Genomic DNA, 14,363 nt, shown 5'->3' with positions numbered 1-14,363 from the left:
ATGGCGCTGCCAGTGGAGCCGGCCTACGAGCACAACGGGCGCACCGTCACGCGCGAGCAGTTCTACGCCGTCGCCTGCGATCCCCGCCGCCACGTGGCGGTGGAGGCCTGCGCGGGCGCCGGCAAGACCTGGATGCTGGTCTCGCGCATCCTGCGGGCGCTGCTCGCCGGCGCGCAGCCGCAGGACATCCTGGCCATCACCTTCACGCGCAAGGCAGCGGGCGAGATGCGCCAGCGCCTGGACGAATGGCTGGCGCGTTGGAGCACGGCGCCCGACGACGAACTCGCCGAAGCGCTGCGTGCGCGCGGCCTGCCGCAGGCCGATGCGGCCCAGCGCACGGCGCTGCGCGGGCTCTACGCCGAGCTGCTGCAGGCTGGACGGCCCGTGCAGATCCGAACCTTCCACAGCTGGTTCGCCGCGCTGCTGCGGGGCGCGCCCTTGTCGGTGCTGCAGTCGCTGGGGTTGCCCACGCGCTTCGAGCTGCTGGAAGACGACAAGGAGGCGGTGGCACGCGTGTGGCGGCGCTTCCATGCCGCCGTGGAGCGCGAACCGGCCGCCCGCGCCGACTACGAGGCCTGCGTGGCCGCGCACGGCCGTTTCAACACCGCCAAGGCGCTGGAGTCGGCGCTTTCCAAGCGGGTGGAGTTCGCCATGGCCGACGCCGTCGGCGTCGTGGCCGATTCCGTGCGGCCGTTCGGCGAAATCTTCCCGCGGCTGGCGGGGCTCGCGCGTCCCGAGCAGGCGCTGGCGGGCGAGCCCGCGCGCCGGCGCTGGCTGGACCGCGCCCGCGCCCTCGGGGCCGAGAAGAACAAGACGCCCCAGGTGGCCGGCAATGCGATCGTCATCGCCTTCGAATGCGAGCCGCTGGAGCAAAGGCAGAAGCTGCTGCGCGAGGCGCTGTTCGTGGCCAGGGAAGACCGCCTGAAGACGCACCTGGCCAAGTACCCCGCGGCCATCGAGGCCGAGGTGGAGCTGCAGGAGCTGTGCGGCGCCGTCCACCAGCACGAGGCCTGGCTGCACCACCAGCGCATCGCCCGCCTGGCGCGCCTGCTGCTGGAAAGCTATGCCGCCCTCAAGCGCGAGCAGGGCTGGGTGGACATGAGCGATGTCGAGCGCACCGCGCACGTGCTGCTGTCCGACCCCGTACTGGCCGGCTGGGTGCAGGAGCGCCTGGACCAGCGCGTGCGGCACCTGCTGATCGACGAGTTCCAGGACACCAACGCCTTGCAGTGGCAGGCGCTGCATGCCTGGCTGGCCAGTTATGCAGGCGCGGGCGGGGACGGGCCCAGCGTGTTCATCGTCGGCGATCCCAAGCAGAGCATCTACCGCTTCCGGCGCGCGGAGCCGCAGGTGTTCCGCGCGGCCCAGGAGTTCATCGGCCGCGACCTGGGCGGCGACCGCCTGAGTTGCGACCACACGCACCGCAACGCGCCTGCCGTGCTCGCCGCCGTGAACACGGTGATGGAGCAGGCGCAGCGCGAAGGCCAGTACCAGGACTTCCGCGCCCACACGACGCAGTCCGTCGATGCGGGCGCCGTGCTCGCGCTGCCGCCGGTGCCGCGGCCCGAGCGCGCCGCGCAGGAGGAAGAAGAGGGGCTCGCCTGGCGCGACAGCCTCACCGTGCCGCGCGAACTGCCCGAGGAACGCCTCGTCGCGCTGGAATGCCGGCAGGCGGCCGCCTGGATCGCGCAGCAGCTGCGCACGGGCCTCGAGCCCGGCGAGGTGATGGTGCTGGCGCGCCGCCGCGAGCGCCTGTCCGCCATGGAAAACGAGCTGCGCACCCTGCACATCACCGCGCAGCAGCCGGAGAAGACCGACCTGTGCGAGGCGCCCGAGGTGCAGGACCTCGCCGCGCTGCTCGACGTGCTGGTCTCGCCCGGCCACGACCTGTCGCTCGCGCGCGTGCTCAAGTCGCCGCTCTTCGGCTGCGGCGACGAGGTGCTGGTCGCGCTGGCCCAGTGCGCCCGCGCGGCAGCGCAAGCCGGTCCGCCGCGGTCCTGGTTCGAGTTGCTGCAACAAGGCGAGGGCCTGCCGCCAGGCTGTGCCGCGATCGCAGCGCGCCTGAAGCAGTGGCAGCGCTGGGTGCAGGCGCTGCCGCCGCACGACGCGCTGCAGGCGGTCTACGACGACGGCGACGTGCTCGCACGTTTCGCCCGCAGCATGCCGGCCCCCTTGCGCGGCACGGTGCAGGCCAACCTGCAGGCGCTGCTCGGCGCGGCGCTGCAGGTGGGCGGCGGCCGCTACCTCACCCCCTATGCCTTCGTGCGCGCGCTCAAGGCCGGCGGCATCCGCGGTCCGGCCGTCGCCGCCAGCGGCGTGGTGCGGCTGCTGACGGTGCACGGCGCCAAGGGCCTGGAAGCGCAGGTGGTCGTGCTGCTCGACACCGACAGCGCGCCCTCGCGTCCGGAATCCATGGGCGCCTTGTGCGAGTGGCCGGGCGAGGCGCCCGCCCCCTGGCGCTTTGCCTTCCTCACCAGCGAGACGCGCCCGCCGGCTTGCAGCGTCGACGCGCTGGCGGTGGAGCAGGTGGCCCGTGCCCGGGAGGAACTCAACGCCTTGTATGTCGCGATGACGCGCGCCGAGCGCCAACTGGTGATCTCGTCGGTCGTGCCCTCGCAGGCGCCGGCGAACGCCACCTGGTGGCAGCGCCTGCTGCCATGCGCGACGCTCTTGCCCGCTCCCGGCACGGCGATGGCGATCGAGCCGGCGCGCGAAGGCGCCGACACCGTCGTCCTGCACGTGGTGCCCGGCGCGAGTGCCGCAGTCACCATGGAATGGCTGCGGCCGCAGCCGCCCGAGGGCAACCGCGCCTCGCGCCTGGGCGAGGCGATGCACCGCCTGCTGGAAACCTGGCAGCCGCGCGCCGGCATCGGTCCCGCGCAGCTGCGCGAAGTGGAGCGCCTGTTCGCGCTGGAGCCGGGCGCAGCGGACCAGGCCGCGGCGATGGCGCTGCGCATCCTGCAGGGCGAGGGCGCATGGGCCTGGGACCCGGCCGTGGTCGACTTCCAGGGCAACGAGGTCGAGCTGCACGCGGCCGGCGAATCGCTGCGGCTGGACCGCCTGGTGCGCCGCCGCGACACCGGCGAGTGGTGGGTGCTGGACTACAAGTCGGCGTCGCAGCCCGAGCGCCAGCCGCAGCTGCGCGCGCAGATGCAGCGCTACCGCGAGGTGGTGGCGGCCGCCCAGGGGGGCGCGCCGGTGCGCTGCGCCTTCCTCACGGCGCAGGGCAGGGTGGTGCCGGCATGACCTGGCGGGGCGGGGGGCGCACCCTGGGCGCATGGCTCGCCGCCGCGTTCTCGGCCCTGACGGTGCTGCTCACCATCGTCATGGCGCTGGTGATCGAGCGCAACGCCAGCCGCGATGTCGCCACCGGCATCGGCAGCAACCTGGCGGTGCTGGCGCACCAGATGGCCAACCGCCTGGACCGGGGCATGTTCGAGCGCCACCGCGAGTTGCAGCTGATGTCCGCCCGGCTCGCGCGGCTGCCCGACGACGCGCTCGTGCAGGTGGAGCTGGACGAAGCCAAGAGCAGCTACCGCTACTACCTGTGGATGGGGGTGGCGCGCGCGGATGGCGTGGTGCTGGCCGCCAGCGACGACGCCCGCGTGGGCGAGAACGTCGCCTCGCATGCCTGGTTCCGGCAGGCGCTGGCGGGCGTCAACCTAGGCCCGGTGCACGAGGAGGTGCTGCTGCCCCGCCAGCTCTCGCCGGAGGGTCGCGCCCGGCGCTTCTACGACGTCGCCTTCCCCTTCCAGGACGGCGACGGCCTGCGCGTGCTCGGCGCGCACGTGTCCTGGGACTGGGCGCGTGACGTGCGGCAGGCGGTGTTCGGCACCGGGCCGGCCACGACCGAGCCCCTGATCCTGTCGCGCGACGGCGTGGTGCTGATGGGCCCGGCCGACCTGGAAGGCAGGACGCTCGCCACGGCGAGCCTGCGCGCCGCGCAGGCCGGCGGCCAGGGCCACACGACCGAACGCTGGCCCGACGGGAAGACCTACGTGGTCGGCTACGACTCGGCCCGGGGCTTCATGTCCTCGCCTGGACTGGGCTGGCACATCCTCGTGCGGCAGGACACGGACGTGGCCTACCAGCCGGTGCGCGAGCTGCAGCGTCGCGTCGCGCTCGGCGGCGGCTTGCTCGCCCTGGTGTTCTCCCTGCTCGGATGGCTGGCGGCACGCCAGATCGCGCGTCCCTTGCTGGACCTGGCCGCTTCCGCGCGCCGGCTGGAGCAGGGCGAGGACACGCGGGTGAAGGCCTCCGATGCCTACCGCGAGGTGGAGGTCCTGGGCACGGCGCTCAACTCGCTGCTGGCAACGGTGCAGCAAAAGAGCGACGAGCTGCACGCGCTGAACGCCCAGCTCGAGCAGCGGGTCGAGCAGCGCACGACCGAGCTGCGGGAGGCATTCGCCAAGGTGCGCGCCAACGAGCAGCGCATCCAGACCATCATCGAGTCGGCACAGGACCCGTTCATTGCCTTCGACTTGCGCGGGCGCATCACCGACTGGAGCACGCAGGCCGAGATCGTCTTCGGCTGGGCACGCGAGGAGGTGCTGGGCCGCCTGGCCGGCGAGCTGCTGCTGCCCAAGGGCGTCGCGGGCGACCTGGACCTGGCGCTGGCGAGCTATGCGCGCACCGGCAAGGCCGCCTTCCTCAACCGCCCGATCGAGCGCAGGCTGGTGGACCGCCAGGGACGCGAGATCCCCGTGGAGCTCAGGATCGGCCTCGTGTCCACCGGCGGCGAACGTTTCTTCAGCGCTTTCCTCCACGACATCTCGCAGCGCAAGGAAGTGGAGCGGATGAAGGACGAATTCATCTCCACGGTCTCGCACGAGCTGCGCACGCCGCTCACGGCAATCTACGGATCGCTGAACCTGCTGGCTTCCGGCATGGCCGGCGAGCTCCCGCCCGACGCGCGCCAGCTGCTCGCGGTGTCGCACGAGAGCTCCGAGCGGCTGATCCGGCTGATCAACGACCTGCTCGACCTGGAGAAGATCGCATCCGGCAAGATCGTCTACCGCATGCAGCAGCAGCCGCTCGCGCCTCTGGTGGAGCAGGCCGTGCGCGACACGCAGGCCTATGCCGACGGCCTGCGGGTGCGCATCGTGCAGGAGCTGCGCGCGCAGCCGGTGGTGACGGCGGATGCGGACCGCATCGTGCAGGTCTGCGTCAACCTGCTGTCCAACGCGGCCAAGTTCTCGCCCGTGGGTGGCCAGGTGGACGTGATCCTGGAGGAGCGTGACGGCTGGGCGCGCCTGGCGGTCGTGGACCGCGGGCCCGGCGTGCCGCCGGAGTTCCAGGACCGCGTGTTCGAGCGCTTTGCGCAGGCCGACGCTTCGGACCGGCGCGCCAAGGGCGGCACGGGCCTGGGGCTGGCGATCTGCCGCAGCATCGTCGAGGCGCACGGGGGCCGCCTGGGCTTCAGCAGCGAGCCCGGCGTGCGCACGGAGTTCTTCTTCGAACTGCCGCCCGCGCCCTGAGCCGCGGGCTCAGAAGCTCGTGCGGTAGTACACCATCGGGCGGCCGTCCTTGCGCTTGACCGTGATGCGCGCGCCGCCTTCCAGCTGCATGCCGATGAAGCCGCGGTCCAGGGCGAAGCCGCTCTTCGAAGCCGGCGCCAGGTTCATCTCCACGCGGGCGCCGTAGACCGGCTGCCGCATCTGGATCAAGCTGTAGGCGTCGTCGGGGCCGGTCAGGCGGCGCCAGGCCGTGACGTCGATCTGGCGCTGGCTCTGCAGGCGCTGCGTCCAGCGCACGCCCAGGTCCACGGCCGCGCGCGCCTGCAGGCCGAGCGGCTGCGGCGCGGCGGAGTGGCTGGCCAGTCCCAGCACCGCCCCCAGGCCGCTGCCGTTCGCATTCAGGGGAGTCACCGAGAGGTCGACACGGGCGGCCTGGAAGCCGCCATCCTGCGCGTCGAAGCGAGGCAGCGCGCTGGTCTGCAGCTGCACGCGCAAGGGCGGCTCCACCCGGGCCTGTGCGACCCGCACTTCGGGGCCGTCCTGCGCGGCGTCATGCGCATGTGCGGCGGGGCAGAGAACGCCCCCTGCCAGGGCGGCAAGACAGCCCAGTGCGGCTTCCCAACGTACGCCGGCCTGCTTGCCGGCTCCAGCGGCCTTCTCCATGGCTCACCTCCCAGTGATGCGAGGCAGTCTAGGCTCCGCAGCTGATGGAAGTTTGTGGGAGCTTGAGCGGCAATCCTGTAAGAAAAGGAACCCGCGTCGGCAAGGGTGTGGCGGACAAGGGGGTAGGGAACGGGCGCGGGGCGCGCGCTGCTTACGCTATTCCCCTATGTGGTGCCACTTGCCCTCGGGCAGCTTGCGCAGCGCTTCGTAGACCTGACGCAACACGCCTTGGGTATTCGCCCATTCGACGTGCTCCCGCAGGCGCGCCCTCTTCTGGAGCGCGGGCACCTGGGCCCACTCGGCGTGCGTCGCCGGCACGGGAGGCAGGTGCGCTCCCGTGTTCGGCAGGTAGGCGTACAGGCGTTGCCAGATCGCCGGCAGGGGGCACACCCGGTTGTTGCGGCGGATCTCCACCAGCACGTCGTCGATGGTGACCTGCTCGCTGGCCGCGGGCTGCCCCGGGGCGCCGGCGAGGCCTGCGGGGCGCGTCTTGTCGAAGCCACGCTGCTGCTGGCCCTGCAAGGCCTGGAACATGGCCCAGGAAGTTTCGCTGCTCTTCTCGACGACTTCGACTTCCTCGCGCCCGGCCGGCAGCTGGCCAGGGGCGCGGACTTGTTTCGCGTTGCTCACGAATGCCCCCAACCCTCGTTGTCACAAATGTAAGCGCCACTGTTGGCCGTGTACATCGTCCGGGTGGGGAACAAGTGCCAACTCCCGCACACTCGCGCGACTTGGCGGATGCAGGAGGGCAAGGAAGGGGAGAAGAAGGTGACGAGCCTTACCCCCGGCACTGGCTCCACAGTTAGGGCTGCTTGGTTCCCCACCTGACCCGGTTGGCCGCTTCACCATGCGGGGAGGCCCGTCATCCGTGATTGTAGGCGAGTCGCACGGCCGGGGTGCGCAGGAGGCCACCTTTAGAATCGACGGGATGTCCTACCTCGTGCTCGCCCGGAAGTACCGGCCCAAGACCTTCTCGCAGATGGTCGGCCAGGAGCACGTGGTGCAGGCTCTCACCAACGCGCTGGAGCAGCAGCGGCTGCACCACGCCTACCTGTTCACCGGCACGCGCGGCGTCGGCAAGACGACGGTGTCGCGCATCCTGGCCAAGTCGCTGAACTGCCAGGGGCCGGACGGGCAGGGCGGCATCACCTCCAGCCCCTGCGGCGTGTGCCAGGCCTGCACGGACATCGACAGCGGCCGCTTCGTTGACTACACGGAGCTGGACGCCGCCTCCAACCGGGGCGTGGACGAGGTCCAGTCGCTGCTGGAACAGGCGGTCTACAAGCCGGTGCAGGGGCGCTTCAAGGTCTTCATGATCGACGAGGTGCACATGCTCACGGGGCACGCGTTCAACGCGATGCTCAAGACGCTGGAGGAGCCGCCCGAATACCTCAAGTTCGTGCTGGCGACGACCGATCCGCAGAAGGTGCCGGTGACCGTGCTGTCACGCTGCCTGCAGTTCAACCTGCGGCCCATGGCGCCGGAGACGGTGCAGGAGCATCTCGCGCGCGTGCTGCAGGAAGAGGCCGTGCCCGCCGATGCGCAGGCGCTGAAGCTGCTCGCGCGGGCGGCGCGCGGCTCGATGCGCGATGCGCTGTCGCTCACCGACCAGGCCATTGCCTTCGGCGGCGGCCAGCTGCAGGAAGGCCCCGTGCGCCAGATGCTCGGGAGCGTCGACCGCAGCCACGTCTTCCGCCTCATCGAGGCGCTGGCGCAGGGCGATGGCCAGTCCTTGGTGGAAACCTCCGAGGCGCTGCGCGTGCACGGCCTGTCCGCCGGCGCCGCGCTGGAGGAGATGAGCATGGTGCTGCAGCGCATGGCGGTGCTGCAAGCCGTGCCGCAGGCGGCGGACACGAGCGACGAGGAAGCGGCGACCATCGCGCGGCTCGCGCAGCTGCTGCCCGCGGACGAGACGCAGCTGCTTTACAGCATCTGCCTGCACGGTCGGCAGGAGCTGGGCCTGGCGCCGGACGAATACGCGGCTTTGACCATGGTCTTGCTGCGGCTGCTGGCCTTCAAGCCGGGCGCGCAGGAAAAAAAAACTCTGAATGAGCCGCGCAAGGCGGTGAATCCACCGGCCGCGGCCGGTGGCGGTGGGGTTCCGGCGTCACCGCAGCCCGCGAGCAGCTCGCCTCCCATGCCCGAGCGGAGGGTGGCGGTGAGCGAAGCGAACCCCGCCGCCGCCCCGCAACCCCAACCCCGGCCCGCCGCTCCCCCCGGGCACGTCCTGCCCGTCGTCGAACCCCGCCAGGCGCCTCCGCGCGCGGCGCAGCCGCCGCGCGCCGGCAACGACGTCATGGGCGTGCCCGTGCGCGTGCAGCCCGAACCCCTGCGCGAAGCGCCCTCCGGCGTGCCCACCGTGGTGCCCACCCCCGAGGGCGATTTCTGGCAGGCCACCGTGCAGCAGCTCGTGGAACGCGAAGCCGTCACGGCGCTGGTACGCGAACTCGCCCTGCAGGCGCAACTCGTCGCGCGCGACGAGGGGCACTGGATGCTGCGCGTGGAACGGGAATCGCTGAACCAGCCGCAGAGCCGCGAGCGCCTGCGCAACGCACTGCAGGCCGCCGGCCACGCGGTCGACCTCTCGGTCGAGGTGGGGCCTGTCACCGACAGCCCAGCGCGCCGCAACGCCGTGGCCGCCGCCGAGCGCCAGCTCGCCGCCGAACAGATCATCCTCAACGATCCCTTCGTGCAGCGGATGCAGCGTGACTTTGGGGCGAAAATCGTCCCCGGCAGCATCAAACCGATCGCGAAACACTAGAGAGACCACCATGTTCAACAAGGGACAGCTCGCCGGCCTGATGAAACAGGCCCAGCAGATGCAGGACAACCTGAAGAAGGCGCAGGAAGAGCTCGCCACCATCGAGGTGAGCGGCGAATCCGGCGCCGGCCTCGTGAAGGTCGTCATGACCTGCAAGCACGACGTCAAGCGCGTGACCATCGATCCCAGCCTGCTGGGCGACGACAAGGACATGCTGGAAGACCTCGTGGCCGCCGCCTTCAATGCCGCCGTGCGCAAGGCCGAAGAGACCTCGCAGGAAAAGATGGGCAAGCTCACCGCGGGCCTGCCGCCCGGCATGAAGCTGCCGTTCTGACGGATGTGGACCCCCGCGCTTCGCACGGCGTGTAGTCGCTGCGCCCCGAGCGGGCGCAAGCCGCGTCGCGCCGGCTCGCCGGCGGCTTGATGGCCGAAGCTTCCCTCCAGGCACTGGTCGAGGCGCTGCGGCGCCTTCCCGGGGTGGGCGTCAAGTCCGCCTCGCGCATGGCCTTCCACCTGCTGCAGCACGACCGCGAAGGCGCCCAGGTGCTCTCGCGGGCGCTGGAGCAGGCCGCGCGCAAGGTGCGCCACTGCAGCGAGTGCCACACCTTCACCGAGGACGAGGTCTGCGCCACCTGCCGCAGTCCGCAGCGGGACCGCAGCAAGCTGTGCGTGGTCGAGACGCCCGCGGACCAGGCGGCGCTGGAGCGCACGCAGGCCTACGACGGGCTGTACTTCGTGCTGATGGGAAAGCTCAGCCCGCTGGACGGCATCGGCCCGCGCGACATCGGGCTGGGCAAGCTGTTCACGCGCGCCACCAACGGCGAGGTGCAGGAGGTGATCCTCGCCACCAACTTCACCGCGGAGGGTGAAGCCACGGCGCACGTCATCGCCGAAGCGCTGAAGCAGAAGGGCCTGAAGGTCACGCGGCTGGCGCGCGGCGTGCCGGCGGGCAGCGAACTCGAATACGTCGATTTGGGGACCATCGCGCATGCGCTGGTGGACCGGAGGAGCAGGTAGAAGATGAACTACGCCCGCATGACGGTGGCGTACTGGTGCGTGCTGCTGGCGGTGCTGCTGCCCTATGCCTGCGCGTACCTGGCGAAGTCCAAGGGGTTCGGCAAGCCGCGCAGCAAGGGCGGCTACGACAACAACGACCCGCGCGGCTGGCTCGCGCGCCAGCAGGGCTGGCAGGCCCGCGCCGACGCGGCGCAGGCCAACAGCTTCGAGGCATTGCCTTTCTTCATCGGCGCGGTGATCATCGCCCACCTGCTGGGGGCGGCGCAGACGCGCCTGGACATCCTGGCGGTGCTCTTCGTGCTGCTGCGGATCATGTACGTAGCGATGTACGTGGGCGGGCTGGGCACGGCGCGCTCGGCGATCTGGGCGCTCGCGTTCCTGATCAACATCGCGATCTTCCTCAGCGCCTGGCACTGAGGCCTCTGGGTATTCTCGTTACGTGAAAACCCGCACGGGATCGTCCCGATGCGGCGTTGCAGCATGGCGCCTAACCTGCGCGCATTCCCAGAAGAATCCAGAGGTGAGGCCTGCCATGACGACAACCCTGAACCGCCGGCGCTTCGCGCTGCTCGCCGCCGCGGCCGTGGCCGCTCCTTCGGTGCGCGCGCAGGGCAAGCTGGAGAAGACCAAGGTCTCGATCGCGGTGGGTGGCAAGGCGGCCTTCTATTACCTTCCCCTGACCATCTCGGAGCAACTGGGCTACTTCAAGGCCGAGGGCCTCGATGTGGAGATCTCGGACTTCGCCGGCGGCGCCAAGGCGCTGCAGGCCCTCATGGGCAATTCGGCGGACGTGGTGAGCGGTGCCTACGAGCACACGATCAACATGCAGTCCAAGAACCAGTTCATCCAGTCGATCGTGCTCATGGGGCGGGCGCCGCAGATCGCGATGGGCGTGTCGGTCAAGGGGATGCCCAACTACAAGGGCCTGCCCGACCTGCGCGGCAAGAAGATCGGCGTGTCCGCGCCGGGCTCCTCCACCAACATGGTGGCCAACCTCGTGCTCTCCCGCGCCGGCGTCAAGGCCAGCGAGGTGAGCTACGTGGGCGTGGGCACGGGCGCGGGCGCACTGGCGGCACTGCGCTCCGGCCAGATCGACGCGATGACCAACACCGACCCGGTGATGACCATGCTGGAGCAGAAGGGCGACGTGCGCATCATCAGCGACACGCGCACGCTCAAGGGCACGCAGGACGTCTTCGGCGGCCCCATGCCGGCCGCCTGCTTCTACACCCACTCGGATTTCGTGCGGCAGAACCCCAACACCTGCCAGGCGCTGGCCAACGCCATCGTGCACGGCCTCAAGTGGCTGCAGACGGCGGGCCCGAGCGACATCATCAAGACGGTGCCCGAGAGCTACCTGCTCGGGGACCGCGCGCTCTACCTGGCTTCCTTCAACAAGGTGCGCGAGGCGATTGCCGTCGACGGCGTGCTGCCGGACGATGGCGCGAAGACGGCGCTCAAGGCGCTGGCCAGCTTCGAGCCCTCGGTCAAGTCCGAGAAGATCGACCTGGCGAAGACCTACACCAACGACTTCGCCCGGCGCGCCAAGGAAAAGTACAAGGCGTGAGCGCGGCGTTGCACGCGCTCGAACTCCGCGACATCGGCGTCACCTTCGTCTCCAGCGAGGAGCGCGATGCGCGCTACACCGCCGTCGCGGCGACCACGCTGCACGTCGCGGCCGGCGAGTTCGTCTCGGTGGTCGGGCCCACGGGCTGCGGCAAGTCCACGTTGCTCAACATCGCTGCCGGCCTGCTCGAGCCTTCCTCCGGCGAGGTGCGTGTCTTCGGCGAGCCGCTGGCGGGCATCAACCCGCGCGCCGGCTACATGTTCCAGTCCGAGGCGCTCATGCCCTGGCGCAGCGCGCTCGACAACGTGATGGTCGGCCTGCAGTACCGCGGCGTGTCCGATGCGGAGGCCCGTGCGCAGGCCGAAGCCTGGCTCGCACGCGTGGGCCTCGCGGGATTCGGCGACCGCTATCCGCACCAGCTCTCCGGCGGCATGCGCAAGCGCACGGCCCTGGCGCAGGTGCTGGCGCTGGACCCGGACATCATCCTCATGGACGAACCCTTCAGCGCGCTGGACATCCAGACCCGGCAGCTGATGGAGAACGAAGTGCTGGAGCTGTGGGCGGCCAAGCGCAAGGCCGTCCTCTTCATCACGCACGACCTGGACGAGGCGATCGCCATGAGCGACCGCGTGGTCGTGCTCTCCGCGGGACCGGCCACGCGCCCCATGGGCGAGTTCGCGATCGACCTGCCGAGGCCGCGCGACGTGGCCGAGGTCCGCATGCACCCGCGCTTCGTGGAGCTGCATGCGAGCATCTGGGCGGTGCTGCGCGACGAGGTGCTCAAGGGCTATGCGCAGCAGCTGAAGGTGGCGGCGTGACGCGCACGCCGCCGAGCCGGCAGCGCCTTCGCGCCTGGCAGGCCAGCGTGCTGGTGGTGACGCTGGTGCTCTGGCACCTTCTGTCGCGCAACGAGCAGATGGCCTTCTTCTTCGGCGAGCCGGTCGCGGTGGCGGGACGCATCTGGAGCTGGTTCCTGCCGTTCACGATCCCCGCGAACGCGGCCTTCCCCGACGGGCTTGCGGGCCGCGCGGACATCTACCAGCACCTGGGCGTGACGCTGCTGGAGACGGTGCTGGCCTTCGGGATCGGCACGGCCCTGGGGCTGGCCATGGGCCTGTGGCTCGCGCTCGCGCCGGTGGCGGGCGCCATTCTGGATCCCTACATCAAGGCCGCCAACTCCATGCCCCGCGTGATCCTGGCGCCGATCTTCGCGCTGTGGTTCGGGCTGGGCATCTGGAGCAAGGTGGCCCTGGCGGTCACGCTGGTGTTCTTCATCGTGTTCTTCAACGTGTACCAGGGCGTGCGCGAGGTGAGCCCCGTGGTGCTGGCCAATGCACGCATGCTGGGCGCCAGCCGCAAGCAGCTGCTGCGGACGGTGTACCTCCCCAGCGCCACGAGCTGGGTGTTCTCCAGCCTGCACACCTCGGTGGGGCTCGCCTTCGTCGGCGCGGTGGTGGGCGAGTACCTGGGCTCCGCCCGCGGCGTCGGCTACCTGATCCTGCAGGCGGAAGGCACCTTCGACGTGAACACCGTGTTCGCGGGGATCGTGGTGCTGACGGCGTTCGCCCTGGCGCTGGATGCGCTGGTGGGCAGGATGGAGCGCAGCCTGATGAAGTGGCAGCCGCGGCAGGGGGAGACGGAGAAGCTCTGACCGTCGTTCGCGCGCCGGCGGGAAGCCAGAAGAAAGCGGCCCGGGGGCCGCTTTTGCTTTCAGGATGCCGTGGGTCCCCGCCCACGCGGGGATGACGGGCACGCGCCGCGCTTACGTGCGCCGCGGATCGTTCGGGAAGCGGTCGCGCCCGTTGGCCACGCGGTCGCCGTCGCGATCGCGATCGGAGCGGTCGGCGATGCCGTCGCCGTCCATGTCGTGACCGCGCACGATGCGCGTGCGGTTGAACACGTTTGGATTCGGGTCGCTCTTGTTGGCGAAGCCGTCGCCGTCGCGGTCGCCGTCGCGGCGGTTCGGGATCCCGTCGCGGTCGATGTCGCCGTAGGGGCCGAAGCGGTCGACCCGCGCCACTCGCGTGCCGTTGCGCACGTTCGGCTTCGGGTCGCGCCCGTTGCGCACGCCGTCGCCGTCGCGGTCGCGGTCATAGCGGTTCTGGATGCCGTCGCGGTCCATGTCATGGCGCGGGCCCGTCTGCGCGTGGGCGGCCGTGCCGAGCGCCATCATGGAGGCCACGAGGGCGGCGCCGAATGCAATCCTGTTTTTCATGTCTGCACCTCTGCAAATTGGAATGCATCCATGATGGGCCGGGCCGGCCGCCCGCGCCATCGGACCAGCCCTGTCAAGAAGGTGGGAGGAGGCCTTACTCGAAAGCATGACAAGCAAAAAGGGGCCCGCAGGCCCCTTGGTGCATCGGTGCGCAGGTCAGCTGCGACGGGCGTTGTACGGGGAACGGTCGCGCCCGTTGCGCACGCCGTCGCCGTCGATGTCACGGTCGTACTGGTTGGCGATGCCGTCGCGGTCGAAGTCGCCGTTGGGCGCCATGCGCTCTTCGCGGCGCTCTTCCCGGCGCGCTTCACGCTTGGCCATGCGCTGTTCCCAGTTGTTGCCCACCAGCACCCAGCTGCCGTCGCCGCGCTGTACCCAGCGCGCCTCGCGGTACTCGTAGCCGGCGCGCTCACGCATCCAGTGGCCTTCCACCCAGCTGTACTCGTTGCCGCGGTACTCGTAGTGGCCGGGCGCCCACACCCAGCCCGCGCGGGGGCCCGGGACGGTTTCATGGCGCGGCGGGGGCGGCGCGGACGACACGACGGCGTTGTACTGCGCTTGCGCGGCGGCGCCGAAGCCCATGAGGGCGGCTGCGAGGGCGGCGCCTAGGAGAGTCTTGTTACGCATCTCATAACTCCTGTGGATTCAATACCCAGACTGTCGGGCCTGGGGCGCGCCACGGGC

At 70.6% G+C, this 14,363-nt stretch carries 13 protein-coding genes and 1 other RNA gene; 9 read left to right on the top strand and 5 right to left on the bottom strand.

What is annotated here, in order from left to right; translation table 11 throughout:
- Both AC3EGR_RS10585 and AC3EGR_RS10580 read left to right on the top strand, forming a co-directional pair.
- Entirely contained in the window at positions 1-3,246 is a 3,246-nt protein-coding gene (locus AC3EGR_RS10585; protein ID WP_488546435.1) for a UvrD-helicase domain-containing protein, read from the top strand.
- Entirely contained in the window at positions 3,243-5,477 is a 2,235-nt protein-coding gene (locus AC3EGR_RS10580; protein ID WP_488546434.1) for an ATP-binding protein, read from the top strand. The genes AC3EGR_RS10585 and AC3EGR_RS10580 overlap by 4 nt, the downstream gene beginning before the upstream one ends.
- Before the next feature lie 9 nt (positions 5,478-5,486).
- On the opposite strand, the gene AC3EGR_RS10575 is transcribed toward AC3EGR_RS10580, so the two are convergent.
- The 3 genes from AC3EGR_RS10575 to ffs form a co-directional block, all read right to left on the bottom strand.
- Positions 5,487-6,119 (bottom strand): hypothetical protein, encoded by a 633-nt coding sequence (locus AC3EGR_RS10575; protein WP_488546433.1) that lies wholly within the window; start codon positions 6,117-6,119, stop codon positions 5,487-5,489.
- Between the two features lie 156 nt (positions 6,120-6,275).
- Positions 6,276-6,749: a hypothetical protein gene (locus AC3EGR_RS10570; protein ID WP_488546432.1), complete on the bottom strand. Its 474-nt coding sequence runs from the start codon at positions 6,747-6,749 to the stop codon at positions 6,276-6,278.
- Between the two features lie 137 nt (positions 6,750-6,886).
- Positions 6,887-6,983: signal recognition particle sRNA small type (ffs, locus tag AC3EGR_RS10565), an RNA gene on the bottom strand.
- A 64-nt stretch (positions 6,984-7,047) separates the two neighbouring features.
- Between ffs and dnaX the strand changes: the two genes are divergently transcribed.
- From dnaX to AC3EGR_RS10530, 7 genes are all read left to right on the top strand, one after another.
- Positions 7,048-8,880, top strand: a complete 1,833-nt coding sequence (gene dnaX / locus AC3EGR_RS10560) for a DNA polymerase III subunit gamma/tau (RefSeq protein WP_488546431.1) — start codon at positions 7,048-7,050, stop codon at positions 8,878-8,880.
- A gap of 10 nt (positions 8,881-8,890) precedes the next feature.
- Positions 8,891-9,214, top strand: coding sequence for a YbaB/EbfC family nucleoid-associated protein (locus AC3EGR_RS10555; RefSeq protein WP_488546430.1), 324 nt, complete (start codon positions 8,891-8,893; stop codon positions 9,212-9,214).
- 89 nt (positions 9,215-9,303) lie between these two features.
- The gene (recR, locus tag AC3EGR_RS10550; protein WP_488546429.1) at positions 9,304-9,897 is read left to right on the top strand and encodes a recombination mediator RecR; all 594 of its coding nucleotides are present in this window, start codon (positions 9,304-9,306) and stop codon (positions 9,895-9,897) included.
- 3 nt (positions 9,898-9,900) lie between these two features.
- Positions 9,901-10,314, top strand: a complete 414-nt coding sequence (locus AC3EGR_RS10545; RefSeq protein WP_488546428.1) for an MAPEG family protein — start codon at positions 9,901-9,903, stop codon at positions 10,312-10,314.
- Between the two features lie 115 nt (positions 10,315-10,429).
- Positions 10,430-11,464 (top strand): ABC transporter substrate-binding protein, encoded by a 1,035-nt coding sequence (locus tag AC3EGR_RS10540; RefSeq protein ID WP_488546427.1) that lies wholly within the window; start codon positions 10,430-10,432, stop codon positions 11,462-11,464.
- Positions 11,461-12,282 carry an ABC transporter ATP-binding protein gene (locus tag AC3EGR_RS10535; RefSeq protein ID WP_488546426.1) on the top strand — a complete coding sequence of 274 codons (822 nt, stop codon included), beginning with the start codon at positions 11,461-11,463 and terminating at the stop codon, positions 12,280-12,282. Before AC3EGR_RS10540 ends, AC3EGR_RS10535 begins: the two co-directional genes overlap by 4 nt.
- Positions 12,279-13,115: an ABC transporter permease gene (locus AC3EGR_RS10530; RefSeq protein ID WP_488546425.1), complete on the top strand. Its 837-nt coding sequence runs from the start codon at positions 12,279-12,281 to the stop codon at positions 13,113-13,115. Before AC3EGR_RS10535 ends, AC3EGR_RS10530 begins: the two co-directional genes overlap by 4 nt.
- 111 nt (positions 13,116-13,226) lie before the next feature.
- On the opposite strand, the gene AC3EGR_RS10525 is transcribed toward AC3EGR_RS10530, so the two are convergent.
- Positions 13,227-13,679 (bottom strand): hypothetical protein, encoded by a 453-nt coding sequence (locus AC3EGR_RS10525; protein ID WP_488546424.1) that lies wholly within the window; start codon positions 13,677-13,679, stop codon positions 13,227-13,229.
- Positions 13,680-13,835: 156 nt separating this feature from the next.
- Positions 13,836-14,306, bottom strand: coding sequence for a YXWGXW repeat-containing protein (locus tag AC3EGR_RS10520; protein WP_488546423.1), 471 nt, complete (start codon positions 14,304-14,306; stop codon positions 13,836-13,838).
- Between the last annotated feature and the right edge of the window lie 57 nt (positions 14,307-14,363).

The sequence above is a fragment of the Ramlibacter sp. G4-7 genome, from assembly GCF_057784995.1.
This window is presented reverse-complemented; position numbering and strand designations above follow the sequence as displayed.